We start from the raw sequence: 16885 nt of genomic DNA, 5'->3' as shown, positions 1-16885 counted from the left end.
TACCATAGAAATATGATAAGGCGCTGGGTGCTTAGCCTACACAAGACAGCCCGAAAGTTCTGGGCGAGCGTGGGCGTAGTGACACAGGAGATACAGGACATCATCGGCAGTCCCATCGTGAAGGAAGCCATCATCAACAACTCCGACGTGGTGATGCTGCTCGACCAAAGCAAATTTCGTGAGCGATTCGACGAGATCAAGGCGATATTAGGATTGACGGATGTGGATTGCAAGAAGATATTCACTGTCAACCGCTTGGATAACAAGGAGGGAAGAAGTTTCTTCCGTGAGGTGTTTATCCGACGTGGATCGACGAGCGGAGTGTATGGTGTGGAGGAGCCGCACGAGTGCTATATGACCTACACCACCGAGCGAGCTGAGAAGGAGGCATTGAAACTCTATAAGCATGAACTGAAGTGCAGACATCAGGAGGCTATCGAGCGGTATTGCAGAGATTGGGATGCCAGTGGCATCGGGAAGTCGTTGGCATTTGCGCAGAAGGTCAATGAGGCGGGGCATGTGCTCAATTTGACGGACGATGGAGCCACTCGCCGCTGACACGGCGAGCACGGGGGCTGATTGATGGAAACGGAAATCCCGGAATAGACGTAAAGCCCAGATGCCCGAAAGCAAAACTTTCGGGAACGGTGGCTGGGTAGTATTTACGATTAGTAGTAAATACGATTAGTAGTGAATACTACCAATAGTAAATACTACAAGTAGTAAAGTAGTGGAATAGTAGAAACTGAAAGTAGTAAAAACGTAAAGTAGTGAAGCAATGAGACGTTTATACCTTATTATAATATATATGTGTCTTACACTTGTCGTGGGAAGGGTTCATGCGCAGTATTACAGCGTGAACTACGACAAGCAGATCGTTGCCGCCATGGCTGCCGCATTCGGTGCTGGAGCTATGGCAGAGAGCTATTATAACGAGCAGGTGGGCGAAATCTTGAAGCACTACAATGCCGCAGAGGTTGCCACTGCCGGCATCTTCGCTGCCAAGTTCTTGGAGCGCAAGGCATTCACCGACCTCGGCATTTGGAGCAGTAGCACGGAGAACTACTATTACCGCCGCATCCACAATATGGTGGCGAACAAGATTATGCCCAAGATATGGACGGTGGCAGGAATGATGCTGAAAAGTCCGCAGACCGCCCTCTACTGGGGCAGTTACCTGATGAAGATATGCGCCGACACAAAGTCGCTGTGTATGCAGTTTGAGAGTGTCGTGACCAACAGTAGCTTGACCTTTGCCGACATTCAGTTCTTGGAAATCAACCAAGAGATAGCCGCCATCCTCAAACTCTCGGAGATAGGCAATGTAGATTGGCAGCAGCTGTTGGATGACATCGCCAGTGTGCCCGGCAACTTCACCGTGGAGAACCTCACCGCCGACATCGAGACGCTTTACAATATGGGAGCATCGTTGGCGACGGCAGGTATCAACGGGGCATCAGGCGCACTCTTGCAGCAGAGTGCCTTCAACGACCTTTTCAATGGCAAGATGAGTAAAATCATCGACATCTATGACAACTACCACGACCTCTATGAACAGGCAGAGAACGGCATCGGCAGCACCCTCCTCAGTCTGGTGGGTGGCGAGGACAACGTGGCAGCCCTCTTCGACCTCTCCAACTACAACATCACCTCGTGGATGACAGACTATCTGAGCGAGACGCAGGGCAACTACTATACACAGCGTTGGTACATTGCCCGACGAGACCAAGGCAGCGTAAGCCTCTGTGACTACTATCCGCCGACCGATGACAACAGTATTCTGAACGGTGACCATTGGTATCGTATCAACACCTCCGACCCCAACTTCTACCCTAACAGCACGCAGCGAGAGCAGATACTGACCAACTCGGAGAACCATGCCGGATGGAGCCGCAGCCGTGTGCAGCAGCTCAACGCCCAGAGCGACGGCTTCACCTATACGATGAACTATTGGATGTCGTCGTACATCATCAGCCGTGGCGGCAAGCAGACCAAGAAGGCCTACGCCTACGAGATACACGTTACCAAGAGCTGGAACAACGTGGAAGAGGTGTATGAGGATGTCTTCGACTCCTACAGCATGGACTTGAATACCTTCAAGCGTCAGTTGCAGGCACGTCTCTCGGAGTATAACGACAACGAGGAGGGCTATGTCTATTACATCGGCAGTGACGCACGCCGTTACTATCAAGCCACCGATGCCGCCAAACTGAAGGGCGTGGAGAGCGTGACCATCAGCGTCACCTGTTCGGACGGTGTCACCCTCGGACAGGGCAGCACGCAGTACAAGTGCCGTGAGTGCGGCGGTTCGCTCAATGCCCACAGCAAGGAATGCGCCATGAGGACAAGCGTATCAGAAAATAATCTCGACCTATCGGAACTGGACGAGAAGGAACGTGAGGCGAATAGCAAGATAGCCCTGTTGGAGGCGCAGATAAGCCAGTTGGAGACAGAGAACAGGAACCTGCTCACGCAGATAGCCAATGCCTCTGTGGAGGAAGCCCCTGCCTTGCGGCAGCAACATAATGTCAACAAGACGAAGATAGACAACCTGAAGAAGGAATTGGCGACATGGCAGCAGCAGTTGGCAGACATACAGAATGCCAAGAGCGAGGCGGCTAACGACAATGCCACCTCCACCGATGACTACTACCGCATCCCTGCCATCATGCAGGATGTGAAGTCAGCCTACAATCTCACGTGGCAAGGTGCCGGTTCGTGGAACGGCTACACCTACGTCCGAACTGCCACCATGCCCAACATCAACGGCATTATCACCTTCAAGGCGACACTGTCCATTGCAAGGAAGCCCAAGTACTTCCTTGGCATCAAGATACACCGTGCGATACTGCAAATATCGTGGGAGCTGACCTCGGAATACACCGACACACAGGTGGTGGATGTGCTGACCCTTGACCCGAATGCCTCTGACGAGGAGAAGACGAGGCAGGTGAACAGCCGTATCTCGGAGATAGCCCAGGAGTTCTCGTCGTGCAGCATCACCACAGAATATGCCAAGAGCGAGGCAACCCAGACCGCCGACAATGACGATGTAATACACCTGCTCTGGTCGAGCGACCGTCTGGAGATAGCCCGTGAAGTAGATAGCCGTATCACCAAGATTTACGCCGACTTGGTATCATTAGAAAAAATGATGCACTACAAGCGCAGCATTATCGACGTGCTGAAGGACATCCTTCCCTCGATAGACGCAGACCAAGGTCGCAGAAGAACACTCATTGAAGAGTGCTATGAGCGATGGAGGGAGAATGCCGACCCCAATAGAGGGGATGGTGAAGATAACGAGAATGAAAACTAAGGGAGGAATATAGAATGAGACATACCATCATCATAACACTTCTGCTGATTACCCTCTTCCCCAAGACAGCCTTGGCGCAATGGGGATTCGATGCGGTGTCGGTGGAAGCATACATCAACGACCACAAGAAGCAGCGCAGCCTGTTGCTGGCACGCAGCACACTGGAGTACAGCAATCAACTGCTGCATGAATACAGCAGTGAGGAGGTGGGCAAGTACAAGGAACTGAATGTGGATTTGGACAAATACACCCGTGCCTTTGACATCATCGATGTGATGTACCAGTCATTGCGCACGGTGCTGAACGTAAAGAGCACCTACCAGACGGTGAGCGACCGCATCAGTGACTACAAGAACCTGTTGGAGGACTTCAATGAGAAGGTCATCAAGCGGAAACACATCGAACTTGCGGACACGATGCTCATCAGCATCAACAAGAAAGCCATCGACAACATATACAACGAGGGAAGCCAACTCTACCATAGCGTCAACGACCTCGTGCTGTATGCCACGGGAGCGGCAGCCTGTTCCACCTCCGACCTGCTGATGGTGTTGGACAACATCAACAACTCGTTGGACCTGATAGAGAAGCATCTGAACCAAGCATACTTCCAGACATGGCGGTATGTGCAGCTGCGCATGGGCTATTGGAAAGAGAAGATATATCGGACCCGGACGAAGGAAGAGATACTCGAAGATGCCTTCAGCCGATGGAAAGTGGCAGGAAAACTTGACTATTGACGGATTGCAAACAAAAGAAGAATGAATATGAAGAAGACAATGATACTCATCATGGTGGCTGTAGCCACCATCACAGCTACAGCCCAAAGCGTAACCTACAACCACGACTCATCGAAGCAGAACCAGATAACGGTGATGGAGACAGGTGGCGGTTCTCTCACCCCTGAGTTCTATTATTGGCTGTTACATAACAACTATAAGAAGACAGCGGCAGAGAAGAACAAGTTAGGTTTCCGCACTCTTGCCGGCATCAACCTCTACAACCAAGTAGATGATGCGGAGAAGATAGACTCTGCCCTCACCAAGCGTGCTGAGGTGGAAGCCTTGAACGTAGCCGACCGACAGATAGACCTCGCCTGGCTTGCCGAAAGCAGCAAGATCAACGGTCAGTTGGACAAGATGAAGGCGAACATAGACCATATCATCCCTACAGGAGGCACCATCAACGACAAGCGTCGGTGGGAGGAACTGTACAATATGTACCAGTGTGCCGTGAAAGCCACCAAGGATGCCTATATGCCCAATGCACAGAGAAAGCGGCAGTATCTTAGCATCTATGCCGACCTGACGACACAGAACGAGACACTACTGAAATACCTTGTGCAGCTCAACACCCAAAGCCAGACTACCGCCCTCTTGGCAGCCACCAACGACCGTGTAGTACATAAAGGCAGCATCATCAGCGATGCCAAGAGCCGTTGGCAGGAAAACATGAAGGGCGTGAGGAGCTCGACAGGCACTGACGGCGATGATGCCAACAGCGGTGAGGGTGAAGAAAGTGTGAACAGATAGAAATAAGGGAAGAGAAGAAATAATCACAAAACAGCATAGAGATATGAACGATATTCAGATTTTCAACAACGAGGAATTTGGAGCAGTCCGAACCACAGGAACACCAGAGCAACCCTTGTTCTGTTTGGCTGATGTGGCAAGAGTTCTTGGACTAAAAACCAGCAAGTTGGTACAACGACTTTCGGATGATGTACTTTCAAAGTACCCCATCTCGGATAGTCTTGGAAGAGAACAGGTTACAAACTTTATCAATGAAGACGGACTGTATGATGTCATCCTTGACAGTCGCAAACCCGAAGCCAAACGTTTCCGCAAGTGGGTGACATCGGAGGTGCTCCCCTCTATCCGCAAGCATGGTGCCTATATGACACAGCAGACCATCGAGAAGGCATTGGCAGAGCCAGACTTCCTGATACGGTTAGCAGTCAATCTGAAGGAAGAACGACAAAAGCGTCTGCTTGTCGAACAGGAGTGTGAACACCAAAGGACACGCATCGTTGAGTTGGGATCCAAGGTGGATGACCTGCAACAGGAGGTGACGGAGATGAAGGACAAGGTGAGTTACCTTGACATCATCCTTGCCACGAAGAGCAGTGTCCTGGTCACACAGATAGCACAGGACTATGGCGAGTCGTCCATCCGCTTCAACCGACGTCTGAAGGAGATGAACATCCAGTATCAGCGTGGCAAGCAGTGGATTCTGTATGCCGACTACAAGGACTGCGGTTATGTGACCAGCGAGACCTACCTCATTAAACACAAGGACGGTACGGAGGATGTGCGCATGAACACCAAATGGACACAGAAAGGTCGCCGCTTCCTCTATGAGAAACTGAAGAGCGTGGGAGTCATTCCTGTTATCGAAAGAACATAAAATAAAGAAATAGCTATGGAATCAATATCAAAAATACAGTTACGTCTCTATGCCGCCAAGAGGAAAAACGGCAAGTGGCAGTTGGAGATGTCAAGGATGCCGAAGCGAATCAGCGTTATCGGCAGGACACCCATCGTTGATGAGCATTATATGCCATCTGATTTAGAGGTAGTTTCAATGTCAAAGCTTCACAAATATGTCGGAAGTTACTACGGCAAGATTGTGAAGACCCTCAAAGAGGAAGGCATCATCACCAAGGAATATGGAATGTGGAAACTGCGTGAAGACCTTCAGGACAAGGGCATTGCGGTATATGTCACAGGCAGGATGCGCTGCTTCTACCACTTCTATCTGTCATGGACACCGAAAGGCATAGAGTTTATCAAAGAGATTATCAACAATAGAACCAGGCACTGATGGCAGACAACATACTCAGCGATTTCGGCATCAACATCCTCGAAGAGGAGATTGACGATGTGATATTCCAGACCAACGAGTTCCTGACCGATGCCACCTTCACAGGCTCACAAGGGCCGTTCTGGTGGATCCTCCAAATGTGTATGGCATTGGCGGCACTGTTCTCTATCATCGTGGCGGCAAGCATGGCCTACAAGATGATGGTGAAGAACGAACCGTTGGACGTGATGAAACTGTTCAAGCCCTTGGTGGTGAGCATCATCCTCTGTTGGTGGTACCCACCTGCTGACACAGGCATGACCAACAGCGGCAGCAGCTGGTGCGTATTGGATTTTCTATCCTATATTCCCAATTGCATCGGCAGTTACACCCACGACCTCTATGAGGCAGAGGCGACCCAAATTTCCGACAAGTTTGAGGAGGTGCAGCAGTTGGTATATGTCAGGGACTCGATGTACACTGACCTCCAGGCACAGGCAGACGTGGCGCATAAGGGCACATCAGACCCCAACCTGATAGAGGCGACGATGGAGCAGACGGGCGTGGACGAAGTGACCAACATGGAGAAGGATGCCAGCAAACTGTGGTTCACCTCACTGACGGCAGGGGCCGTGGTGGGCATCGACAAGATAGTGATGCTGATAGCCCTGATCGTGTTCCGCATCGGTTGGTGGGTGACGATATACTGTCAGCAGATATTGCTCGGAATGCTCACTATATTCGGTCCAATACAATGGGCATTTTCGTTGCTGCCCAAGTGGGAAGGAGCGTGGGCGAAGTGGCTAACCCGTTATTTGACAGTTCATTTCTACGGAGCCATGCTCTACTTCGTCGGTTTCTACGTCCTGTTGCTGTTTGATATTGTGCTCTGCATACAGGTAGAGAACCTGACGGCCATCACCGCCAGTGAGCAGACGATGGCAGCCTATCTGCAAAACTCGTTCTTCTCGGCAGGCTATCTGATGGCAGCGAGCATCGTGGCGTTGAAATGCCTGAACCTCGTGCCCGACCTTGCGGCATGGATGATACCAGAGGGCGACACCGCCTTCTCAACCCGAAACTTCGGCGAGGGTGTGGCACAGCAAGCCAAGATGACGGCTACGGGAGCCATGGCGACAGTGATGAGATAACAAGTGAGTGTGCGGTGAGGCACCGCACCTCCTATTGAAACAATAAAAAGTATAAATCATGGTAATCAAGAACTTAGAAAACAAAATCAAGCTGGTGGGCATCATCTGCTCAGCCTTTCTCGTGGGCTGCATCATCATCTCGGTGTCGAGCATCTGGACGGCACGCTGTATGGTGACGGATGCGCAGAAGAAGGTGTATGTGCTGGACGGCAACGTGCCTATACTGGTGAACCGCACCACGATGGAAGAGACGCTGGATGTGGAGGCAAAGAGCCATATCGAGATGTTCCACCATTACTTCTTCACGCTTGCTCCCGATGACAAGTATATCCGCTATTCGATGGAGAAGGCGATGTATCTGGTCGATGAAACTGGTTTGGCGCAGTACAACACGCTGAAGGAGAAAGGTTTCTACAACAACATCATGGGTACGAGTACCGTGTTTAGCATCTTCTGTGACAGCATCAAGTTCAACAAGGACAAGATGGAGTTCACCTACTATGGTCGGCAGAGGATAGAGCGAAGGAGCAACATCCTGATGCGCGAGTTGGTAACAGCGGGACAGGTGAAGCGTGTGCCGAGGACGGAGAACAATCCTCACGGACTGCTCATCACGAACTGGAGGACACTGCTCAACAAGGATATTGAGCAGAAGTCGAAGTCAAACTTCTAATATCGTAGCGGTATGAGTGTAAAAGGAATCAGACGGATGCTTGTGGGCGAGGATATGCCCGACAAGAACGACCCCAAGTACAATGAGCGGTATGAGAAGGAGGTGGCGGCAGGACGCAAGTTTGCAAAAAACACGAGGATAGACCGTGTGGCGGCTAAGGTGCAAGGCTTCGCCAATGCCCACAAGACGCTGTTTCTCGTCATTGTCTTCGGCTTTGTCGCCATCTGTTTCGGCATCAATATCTATAGGATGGTGCGGTACTACGATCATCGAACGGAGGCGAAGAGTGCCATCAAGCGGCAGGAAGGGCGCATGAAACAGATGATGGATGCCGCCCACTGCACGGTTCCTCCCGTGACGCATCGGGCCGACAAGGAGGAGCAAGACAAGTCAGTAACATCAAAAACAGACAGCGATGAGAATAACAGATAAGATAAACTTCCGCCAGCCGAAGTATATGCTTCCAGCCATCGTGTACATCCCGTTGCTTGCCACAGGCTATTTTGTCTTTGACATGTTCAATACGGAGGTAGCGGAAACACAGGACAAGAACCTGCAGACCACTGAGTTTCTGAACCCTAACCTGCCCGGAGCGCAGATCAAGAACGGTGACGGCATCGGAGGCAAGTATGAGAACATGGCGAAGTCGTATGGTCGCATAGCCGACTATTCGGCGGTGGATAACATTGAGCGTGACAACGAAGAAGAGAAAGAAACGTATGAATCCAAGTACACAGAAGAAGACCTTGCGGAACTCGTCCGTCAGGCAGAAGAGAAGGACGATGCAGCCGAAGTGGCCGATGCCAAGGCGCGAGAAGCGGAAGCACTCGAAGCACTCAACAAGGCACTCGCCGAAGCGAGGCTGAGAGGACAGGCGGCAGTTGCCCCCGTGGCCCAGGATACCACACAGGCTGGGCCTCCCAAGGAGCAGATTGAGGTGAAAGGTCAGATTGCCGAGGACAGCAAGGCGGTGAAGGCACTGGACGAGGAGGACAAGGCACAGGAGGTGGTGAAGAAGGTGAAGGTGACTTCGGACTATTTCAACACCCTGACGCAGAACGAGCATGAGCCAAAGCTCATCAAGGCCATCATTGACGAGGACGTGAAGGCTACGGACGGGTCGAGGGTGCGGCTGAGACTGTTGGACGATATTGAGATTGGTGAGACCGTGGTGAAGAAAGGGTCGTACCTCTATGCCACCATGAGCGGTTTCGGTTCGCAGCGAGTGAAGGGTAGCATCAACTCCATCCTTGTGGATGACGAGCTGATAAAGGTTTCGCTTTCGCTTTATGACACGGACGGACTGGAGGGACTGTATGTCCCCGGCAGCCAGTTCCGTGAGACCACGAAAGATGTGGCGAGCGGTGCTATGCAGAGCAACATGAACATCGACCAGAGTGGAGCGAACAACAGTTTCTCGCAATGGGGAATGCAAGCCGTGACCAATGCCTACCAGAAGACAAGCAATGCCATCAGCAAGGCTATCAAGAAGAACAAAGTGAAGCTGAAGTATGGGACGTTTGTTTACCTTGTAAATGGGAAAGAGAAAAGGAAATAGACACTGCCCGACAACGGAATTGTCGGGAACGGTGGCTCATAGAGTATAAACATCAAAAAATCAACTAATATGAATTGTTTTCAGAAAATGAATGTCTGTGCATTGCTTTCGCTGAGCGTGCTTTCAGCCAAGGCGCAGACCACCTACATGGAGATGGAGCAGCTGACGGTCAACGACCAAGTGACCACCGTCATCACCGCCTCCGAACCCATCCGCTTTGTCGATATATCCACAGACAAGGTGGTGGGCGACCAACCCATCAACAACACCATCCGCCTGAAGCCGAAGGACAACGTGTATGCCGACGGTGAGGTGTTGGCGATAGTGACAATCGTGACGGAACGCTACCGCACGCAGTATGCACTGCTCTATACCACGAGGATGCAGGAGGCAGTAACCGATAAGGAAATAGAATGCTCGGAGCGCAATGCCTACAACAATCCCGCTGTAAGCCTGTCCACTGCCGACATGACCAAGTATGCACGTCAGATATGGTCATCGTCTGCCAAATACCGCAACGTGGCGACGAAGATGCACCGCATGGTAATGCGCCTGAACAACATCTACAGCGTGGGCGAATATTTCTTCATCGACTTCTCCGTGGAGAACAAGACCAACATCCGCTTCGACATCGACGAGATGCGCATCAAACTATCGGACAAGAAGCAGAGCAAGGCTACCAATGCGCAGATAGTGGAACTGACCCCATCTCTTGTGTTGGACGATGCGAAGACCTTCAAGTATGGCTATCGCAACGTGATTGTGGTGAAGAAGATGACCTTCCCCAACGACAAGGTGCTGACCATCGAGCTGTCGGAAAAACAGATAAGTGGACGCACCATCTCGCTCAGCATCGACTATGAGGATGTGCTGTCTGCCGATTCGTTTAACCATATACTGTTGGAGGAGGAATAATGAGAATTAGGAATGAGGAATTAGGAGTGAGGAATTGGCTTGTGCATACCTTACTCGTTGTCATCTGTTTTATGGCAAGCATGACTCCGGCAATGGCGCAGCAGAATAGCGACCGCATATCCTTGGGGTTCGGATGCCTGTATGAGCGAGGACTGGACGTGACGCTGTCCTACGAGTATGAGACGAAGTACCACAATGCGTGGGAGTATTTTGCAAACGGATATATCAAGTGGAACGAGTGCGCATCGTGCGGTCATGTCTGTCCTGAGAGTTTTTGGAACAACTACCGCAGTTATGGTTTCGGCTTTGCCTATAAGCCCTGTGTGGCAAGAGGACGCAACCACCATGGCAACATGCGCATAGGAGCATCGGCAGGTAGCGATACTGACAGGTTCTTGGGTGGCATCCACCTCGGCTATGAGCAAAACTATACACTCAGACACGGCTGGAAGCTCTTCTGGCAGGTGAAGACCGATGTGATGATCAAGGGTGAAGACCTGTTCAGAACGGGTATTGTCCTGGGTGTGAAACTTCCTGTAAAATGACTATGCGTATGAAGAAACTGTTTTCAATCTTGGCAGTTGCGGCAACGGTGTTGCTGACTGCCTGTGACGAGCATCAGGACTTTCCCGACACAGCCATGAAGGTCACCCATATCTTGACCACTGACGGCAAGGTGATGCCCTACGAAACCTACGAGCAATCGTGCAAGCAAGCCATTGCAGTGGTGTTCAACGTCAATCAGAGGGAAGAAATGGAGGGAAACGGATATGCCGTCTATCTGTGGGACATCGCTCCCGAAGCCTTTGCTGACAGTATCGGTGTGGAACAGGACACATCCTGTGACCTCACCGCCTACGACGGCAACAAGAACACTTTTGCCCTTTATGGCACGACCGATGTGAAGTCGCCTTTGGCTGAGCGTGTCTTCGACATGTGGCGTTACGGGCAAAGTGCCTATATCCCCAGTGTGGCACAGATGCGTCTGCTCTATCATGCCAAGGACATCATCAACCCATACATCCTGAAATGCGGCGGCACACCTATCCCCGATGAGGATGATGACTGTTGGTATTGGACTTCAACGGAGGTAGAAGGACAAGCGACCGCCAAGGCATGGCTTTACTCACTGGGAAGCGGTGCCATACAGGAGACTCCCAAGTGGCAGCCGCATAAGGCGAGACCCATCATCACGATTATGGATTAGCCCATATACAGACATCGAGTATCACCCGTATCATCATCAAAGTACAACAATTAAAAAAGAAAAAGCATGAAAAAGAATTTGTTTCTAATGTTGGGACTTGGAGCCATGCTCCTCACGTCCTGTGACCAAGACATCGTCAATGAGATTTACCTGCCCGGTGGCGGAGGTTCTGTGGTCGTGACCGACAGCACATCAACCAAGCAGCTTCAGGTATTCACCAATCTGGAGATGCTGCAACCTGCCGTTTCCACACGAGCCGTTGACAACCAGTGGGAACTCAATGATATGATTGGCATCTCTTCCACAGGGATGATCAACAATATGAAGTTCACCCGAAGCGGCGGCACGAATCAGTTTGTGTCAGCCAACAAGGTGTTTTTCACGGACACAGACACTCACACCTTCAATGCCTACTATCCCTATACGGCAAATCCTACCAACGACCTCATAGAGTTCCAAGTGCCGGAGGCAGCTGTACAGAGTGAGCAGAAGGTCAATGATTTTCTGTTTGCCAGTGGAGCGGCATCATACGCCAATCCGAGCCTTACATTGAACTTCACCCATCAGATGGTGCGTGTCATCATCAAGGTCTATACCTCACCAGAATACGGTTTCACCACCAATGATTTTGCAGGAAGCCTACTCACGTTCGTCGGTTATTTTGACAGCGGTACTTTCAACATCAAGACCGGAAAGGTAGAATGCAGTGACGAGTCGGTGACGACCTATTATTTCGGCGACCCACAAAGTGACCACATGGAATATACGCTTTATGTTCCTGCACAGGTTATGCCAGACATGACATTGCAACTCAGCAATGGGGAGAACTTCGTATTCCTCACAAACGACACGTGGAAAGCGGGTCATTCCTACAGCTATTCATTGAAGCCTGTACGCAACACCTTGGAGGTCATATCTGCAACTATTTCTCCGTGGACAGTAGAGTCTGAGAAGACCATCAACGGCTACGAATAAAACTCATAAGAGGATTGGAGGGTGTCCACCGTGGCATCCTTCATCTTTTCTCATTATCACCCAACATCATCGTAAAGTAAATGGAAGAAAGCAAAGAGTTACAGGGTTTTTACAAGATATTCAGGGCGGTGATTTATGTCTCCATCCTGATGGAGTTCTTCGCCTACGCACTGGAGCCGGAGCAGTTGGACTTCTTGGGCGGCGTAGTGACGGATATCCACACTCGCATCAAGCGGTGGATGATTTACCATGACGGCAACCTCGTGTATAGCAAGGTGGCTACGTTCCTGCTGATATGTATCACCTGTGTGGGAACGCGCAACAAGAAGCATCTGGAGTTTGACGCTCGCAGGCAGGTGCTCTATCCGCTGCTGTCGGGAGTGCTGCTGATTGTGCAGTCCGTATGGCTGTTCGGTCATTCGATAATGCCCTGTTTCTATACCCTCCGTTTGAACACTTGGCTCTATATGCTCACTTCCATCGTCGGTGTCGTATTGGTGCATATCGCCCTCGACAATATCTCTAAGTTCCTGAAGGAAGGGCTGCTGAAAGACCGCTTCAACTTCGAGAATGAGAGCTTTGAGCAATGCAGGGAGTTGCAGGAGAACAAGTACAGCGTGAACATCCCTATGCGCTATTATTACAAGGGCAAGTTCCGCAAGGGATGGGTGAACATCGTCAATCCGTTCCGTGGCACATGGGTTGTGGGTACTCCTGGTTCTGGTAAGACCTTCTCCATCATCGAGCCGTTTATCAGGCAGCACAGCGAGAAGGGCTTTGCCATGGTGGTGTACGACTATAAGTTTCCCACTCTCGCCACCAAACTCTACTATCATTACTTGAAGAACAAGAATGCCAAGGACAGCAAGATGCCCCATGGCATGAAGTTCAACATCATCAACTTTGTGGATGTGGAGTATTCGCGCCGTGTGAACCCCATCCAGTTGAAGTACATCAACAACCTTGCCGCAGCGAGCGAGACCGCCGAGACCCTGCTTGAATCCCTGCAAAAAGGCAAGAAGGAAGGCGGCGGTGGCAGCGACCAGTTCTTCCAGACCTCTGCCGTCAACTTCCTTGCCGCCTGCATCTATTTCTTCTGCAACTACGGCAAGGAGCCCTACGACAAGGACGGAAAGATGCTGATTGCCGAGCGGCGTGAAGACCCAAAGACGAAAAGGCTGATACCCACAGGACGGGTGTTCGACCATTCGGGCGCGGAGGTGCAGCCCGCTTATTGGTTGGGCAAGTACAGCGACATGCCACATATCCTATCGTTCCTCAATGAGAGTTATCAGACCATCTTCGAGGTACTTCAGACCGACAACGAGGTAGCCCCCTTGCTTGGCCCGTTCCAGACTGCCTTTGCCAACAAAGCCATGGAGCAGTTGGAAGGTATGATTGGCACGCTACGTGTCTATACCTCCCGTCTCGCCACCAAGGAATCTTACTGGATATTCCACAAGGACGGCGATGACTTCGACCTGAAGGTCAGTGACCCGAAGAATCCAAGTTATCTGCTCATTGCCAACGACCCCGAGATGGAGAGCATCATCGGTGCACTGAATGCCTTGATTCTCAACCGCCTTGTAACGAGGGTGAATACAGGACAGGGCAAGAACGTTCCTGTCAGCATCATCGTCGATGAGTTGCCGACCTTGTATTTCCACAAGATAGACCGACTGATAGGCACAGCCCGAAGCAACAAGGTGAGCGTGGCACTTGGCTTTCAGGAACTTCCGCAGTTGGAAGCCGATTATGGCAAGGTGGGTATGCAGAAAATCATCACCACCGTGGGCAATGTGGTGAGCGGTTCGGCAAGAGCCAAGGAAACCCTCGAATGGCTGTCGAGTGACATCTTCGGTAAAGTAGTGCAACTCAAAAAGGGCGTGACCATCGACCGTGACAAGACCTCCATCAACCTCAATGAGAATATGGACAGCCTGGTGCCTGCAAGCAAAATCTCCGATATGCCCACAGGTTGGATATGTGGACAGACCGCCCGTGACTTCGTAGTCACCAAGACCGGGATGAACGGAAGCATGAACATCCAGGAGAGCGAGGAGTTCAAGACATCCAAGTTCTACTGCAAGACCGACTTCGATATGACGGAAATAAAGAAGGAGGAATCGGAGTATGTCCCTCTCCCTAAGTTCTATAAGTTCAAGTCGAAAGAAGAGCGAGAGCGCATCCTCTACAAGAACTTCGTTCAGGTTGGGGAGGACGTGAAAGCCATGATTAAAGAGATTCAGCAGTTCCGCACTATGATGTAGTGATATTGATTAGAGTGCGGTGAGACATCGCACCTCCTATATAAAATAATGTAATGAGAAGATACATCATCGTACTATTGAGCATGTTGGCCATCTGTAGCGTGCCCTGTCAAAGCCAAACCATTGACAGGGCACTGTTTGAACGGATGGTAGCCATTACCAAACACTTCGAGGGTTGGCACGACCCAAAGACCACACCGGGCTATGTGGGCTATGGTCACCAGCTACAGAAGGGAGAGCGTTTCCCGAAAACACTGACACGTCAGCGTGCAGATTTGCTGTTACGGACAGACCTCCTCCGGCACCTGCGCCTATATGCCCGTTATGGCAGGGATGCTTATCTGCTTGCCACCCTCTCGTACCAGATTGGACCAGCCAAGTTGTTAGGCAATGGACGATACCCGAAAGCGTCCCTGCTCACCCGATTGGAACGTGGCGACAGGGACATCCTGCCACTCTATCTGAGCTATTGCAAATGGAGGGGAAAAGCAGTGGCATCCATTAGGAAACGGAGGTGGGTGGAATATCAGCTGTTGTATGCCGAGCGGTGAGGCACCATCCCTCCTATACCTGTTTGTCTGTCACTTATATTATATATAAAGGTAATAATTGCAATTTCAATGTTAAAGTCAGAGCATTATGGCATCCATCAAATTAAAGTTCAGAACATCATCTGTTCAAGAGAAAGAGGGTCGCCTGTATTATCAGGTGATACACAATCGTGTGGCACGTCAGATCCATACAGAGTACAGAATCTATTCCTCAGAGTGGGATGCGGACCATTCAAACATCATTTTGCCAACTTCCGTCACTCCACAACGTCAAGCCTATCTTCTTTCCTTGAAAGATACATTGGATGCTGACAGGAAGAAACTGCTGTTGGTCATTGCACGGTTGGACAAGGAAGGGCAGTCATATACAGCAGACACCGTCGTTGACAACTTCCATGAGGGAAAAGAATTACATGGCATTATCGGCTATACGCTGGAGTTGAACGAAAAACTGAGACGCATCGGCAAGAAGCGGATGGTAGCAAGGTACAAAACCACCCTCAACAGCCTCCAGCGTTACCTGAAAGGAGGCGATGTGCCATTGGAGGAAGTCGATGGGACAACGATACAAGGCTATGAACAGTGGCTGAAAGACAGCGGACTGTGCCGCAACACCACCTCTTTCTACATCCGCAACCTGCGCACCATCTACAATCATGCCGTAGATGACGGACTGGTCATCTCTTCCTCACCGTTCAAGCATGTATATACCGGCATCGACAAGACCGTCAAGCGGGCACTCCCCTTGGAAATCATCAAGCAACTGAAAGAGCTGGACTTGAGTCTGAACCCCCGTTTGGAGCTTGCAAGGGATATGTTCCTGTTCAGTTTCTATACCCGTGGGATGTCGTTCATCGATATGGCACAACTTACACCAAGCAATCTGCATGGCAGTACGCTCATTTACCGCCGTCAGAAGACCTCACAACAGTTGCACATCAAATGGGAACCTGCCATGCAGGAGATAGTGGCGAAGTACAAAACAGATGATTCTCCCTACCTGCTCCCTATAGCAAAAGGAGAGGGAGCCATATTCTGGAGACAGTACAAGAATGCCTATAGCCGTATCACCAAGCAGTTGAAGAAAATCGGAGAAATGATAGGCCTGTCCGTACCCCTGACCACCTACGTAGCCCGCCACTCCTGGGCAAGCATAGCCAAGAGCAAGAACGTGCCCGTATCTACTATCAGCGAGGCATTGGGGCATGACTCCGAGAAAACCACACAGATATACCTCTCCTCATTGGACACCTCTGTCGTTGACAACGCCAACAATCTCATCATCAATTCTCTTTAGGAGGTGCAGCGTCTCACTGCACCTTTATTTCAATATTTATAACTATTGTATTGCGGTGTGATACCGCAACTATAATAAAAAAGTCGGGGATTGTTGAGCAAAAAGGTGTTTCTCTCTTTAAGAGAAATATCGTTTTGCTAAACAGTTGATATTGAGGTATCATTTTA

The 16885-nt window shown here is 50.6% G+C and carries 17 protein-coding genes; all 17 read left to right on the top strand.

Features of this window, described 5'->3' with window-relative positions; all coding sequences use genetic code 11:
* Positions 1-27: 27 nt before the first annotated feature.
* The 17 genes from DXA54_RS26580 (at position 28) to DXA54_RS26500 (ending at position 16718) form a co-directional block, all read left to right on the top strand.
* A complete protein-coding gene (locus DXA54_RS26580) occupies positions 28-558 on the top strand; it encodes a conjugal transfer protein (RefSeq protein WP_117722843.1) in 531 nt (176 codons plus the stop codon).
* A gap of 220 nt (positions 559-778) precedes the next feature.
* Positions 779-3319, top strand: coding sequence for a hypothetical protein (locus DXA54_RS26575; RefSeq protein ID WP_207903523.1), 2541 nt, complete (start codon positions 779-781; stop codon positions 3317-3319).
* Positions 3320-3333: 14 nt separating this feature from the next.
* Positions 3334-4059: a hypothetical protein gene (locus DXA54_RS26570; RefSeq protein ID WP_120081091.1), complete on the top strand. Its 726-nt coding sequence runs from the start codon at positions 3334-3336 to the stop codon at positions 4057-4059.
* 27 nt (positions 4060-4086) lie between these two features.
* Positions 4087-4851, top strand: coding sequence for a DUF5045 domain-containing protein (locus DXA54_RS26565; protein WP_120081095.1), 765 nt, complete (start codon positions 4087-4089; stop codon positions 4849-4851).
* A gap of 43 nt (positions 4852-4894) precedes the next feature.
* On the top strand, positions 4895-5725 hold the full coding sequence (locus DXA54_RS26560; RefSeq protein ID WP_005816120.1) for a phage antirepressor: 831 nt from the start codon (positions 4895-4897) through the stop codon (positions 5723-5725).
* Positions 5726-5740: 15 nt separating this feature from the next.
* Positions 5741-6142: a hypothetical protein gene (locus DXA54_RS26555; protein ID WP_005816121.1), complete on the top strand. Its 402-nt coding sequence runs from the start codon at positions 5741-5743 to the stop codon at positions 6140-6142.
* Positions 6142-7272, top strand: coding sequence for a hypothetical protein (locus DXA54_RS26550; RefSeq protein ID WP_120081089.1), 1131 nt, complete (start codon positions 6142-6144; stop codon positions 7270-7272). Before DXA54_RS26555 ends, DXA54_RS26550 begins: the two co-directional genes overlap by 1 nt.
* 58 nt (positions 7273-7330) lie before the next feature.
* Positions 7331-7945: a conjugative transposon protein TraK gene (traK, locus tag DXA54_RS26545; protein WP_120081087.1), complete on the top strand. Its 615-nt coding sequence runs from the start codon at positions 7331-7333 to the stop codon at positions 7943-7945.
* Positions 7946-7957: 12 nt separating this feature from the next.
* Complete coding sequence (locus DXA54_RS26540; protein WP_120081085.1) at positions 7958-8377, top strand: hypothetical protein; 420 nt, start codon at positions 7958-7960, stop codon at positions 8375-8377.
* Positions 8361-9503, top strand: a complete 1143-nt coding sequence (traM, locus tag DXA54_RS26535) for a conjugative transposon protein TraM (protein ID WP_120081083.1) — start codon at positions 8361-8363, stop codon at positions 9501-9503. The genes DXA54_RS26540 and traM overlap by 17 nt, the downstream gene beginning before the upstream one ends.
* Positions 9504-9572: 69 nt before the next feature.
* On the top strand, positions 9573-10418 hold the full coding sequence (gene traN / locus DXA54_RS26530) for a conjugative transposon protein TraN (protein ID WP_005816133.1): 846 nt from the start codon (positions 9573-9575) through the stop codon (positions 10416-10418).
* Positions 10418-10963, top strand: a complete 546-nt coding sequence (locus DXA54_RS26525) for a hypothetical protein (protein WP_005816135.1) — start codon at positions 10418-10420, stop codon at positions 10961-10963. Before traN ends, DXA54_RS26525 begins: the two co-directional genes overlap by 1 nt.
* Positions 10964-10971: 8 nt before the next feature.
* On the top strand, positions 10972-11625 hold the full coding sequence (locus tag DXA54_RS26520; RefSeq protein ID WP_005816136.1) for a hypothetical protein: 654 nt from the start codon (positions 10972-10974) through the stop codon (positions 11623-11625).
* Between the two features lie 66 nt (positions 11626-11691).
* Positions 11692-12600 carry a fimbrillin family protein gene (locus DXA54_RS26515; protein ID WP_005816138.1) on the top strand — a complete coding sequence of 303 codons (909 nt, stop codon included), beginning with the start codon at positions 11692-11694 and terminating at the stop codon, positions 12598-12600.
* Between the two features lie 80 nt (positions 12601-12680).
* Positions 12681-14870, top strand: coding sequence for a type IV secretory system conjugative DNA transfer family protein (locus tag DXA54_RS26510; RefSeq protein WP_005816140.1), 2190 nt, complete (start codon positions 12681-12683; stop codon positions 14868-14870).
* 53 nt (positions 14871-14923) lie between these two features.
* The gene (locus DXA54_RS26505) at positions 14924-15421 is read left to right on the top strand and encodes a hypothetical protein (protein ID WP_005816141.1); all 498 of its coding nucleotides are present in this window, start codon (positions 14924-14926) and stop codon (positions 15419-15421) included.
* 88 nt (positions 15422-15509) lie between these two features.
* Positions 15510-16718: a putative resistance-associated DNA invertase gene (locus DXA54_RS26500; RefSeq protein WP_005816149.1), complete on the top strand. Its 1209-nt coding sequence runs from the start codon at positions 15510-15512 to the stop codon at positions 16716-16718.
* Positions 16719-16885 lie beyond the last annotated feature (167 nt).

The sequence above is a fragment of the Bacteroides sp. OF03-11BH genome (assembly GCF_003604005.1).
GTDB classification, from domain to species: domain Bacteria; phylum Bacteroidota; class Bacteroidia; order Bacteroidales; family Bacteroidaceae; genus Bacteroides; species Bacteroides ovatus.
This window is presented reverse-complemented; position numbering and strand designations above follow the sequence as displayed.

Bases quoted from the DNA above. Each gene is read 5' to 3' on its own strand.
- DXA54_RS26555 (WP_005816121.1), top strand. From the start codon at position 5,741: ATGGAATCAATATCAAAAATACAGTTACGTCTCTATGCCGCCAAGAGG.
- DXA54_RS26550 (WP_120081089.1), top strand. From the start codon at position 6,142: ATGGCAGACAACATACTCAGCGATTTCGGCATCAACATCCTCGAAGAG.
- DXA54_RS26500 (WP_005816149.1), top strand. From the start codon at position 15,510: ATGGCATCCATCAAATTAAAGTTCAGAACATCATCTGTTCAAGAGAAA.
- DXA54_RS26520 (WP_005816136.1), top strand. From the start codon at position 10,972: ATGAAGAAACTGTTTTCAATCTTGGCAGTTGCGGCAACGGTGTTGCTG.
- traN (WP_005816133.1), top strand. From the start codon at position 9,573: ATGAATTGTTTTCAGAAAATGAATGTCTGTGCATTGCTTTCGCTGAGC.
- DXA54_RS26515 (WP_005816138.1), top strand. From the start codon at position 11,692: ATGAAAAAGAATTTGTTTCTAATGTTGGGACTTGGAGCCATGCTCCTC.
- DXA54_RS26540 (WP_120081085.1), top strand. From the start codon at position 7,958: ATGAGTGTAAAAGGAATCAGACGGATGCTTGTGGGCGAGGATATGCCC.
- DXA54_RS26565 (WP_120081095.1), top strand. From the start codon at position 4,087: ATGAAGAAGACAATGATACTCATCATGGTGGCTGTAGCCACCATCACA.
- DXA54_RS26525 (WP_005816135.1), top strand. From the start codon at position 10,418: ATGAGAATTAGGAATGAGGAATTAGGAGTGAGGAATTGGCTTGTGCAT.
- DXA54_RS26510 (WP_005816140.1), top strand. From the start codon at position 12,681: ATGGAAGAAAGCAAAGAGTTACAGGGTTTTTACAAGATATTCAGGGCG.
- traM (WP_120081083.1), top strand. From the start codon at position 8,361: ATGAGAATAACAGATAAGATAAACTTCCGCCAGCCGAAGTATATGCTT.
- DXA54_RS26560 (WP_005816120.1), top strand. From the start codon at position 4,895: ATGAACGATATTCAGATTTTCAACAACGAGGAATTTGGAGCAGTCCGA.
- DXA54_RS26570 (WP_120081091.1), top strand. From the start codon at position 3,334: ATGAGACATACCATCATCATAACACTTCTGCTGATTACCCTCTTCCCC.
- traK (WP_120081087.1), top strand. From the start codon at position 7,331: ATGGTAATCAAGAACTTAGAAAACAAAATCAAGCTGGTGGGCATCATC.
- DXA54_RS26575 (WP_207903523.1), top strand. From the start codon at position 779: ATGAGACGTTTATACCTTATTATAATATATATGTGTCTTACACTTGTC.
- DXA54_RS26505 (WP_005816141.1), top strand. From the start codon at position 14,924: ATGAGAAGATACATCATCGTACTATTGAGCATGTTGGCCATCTGTAGC.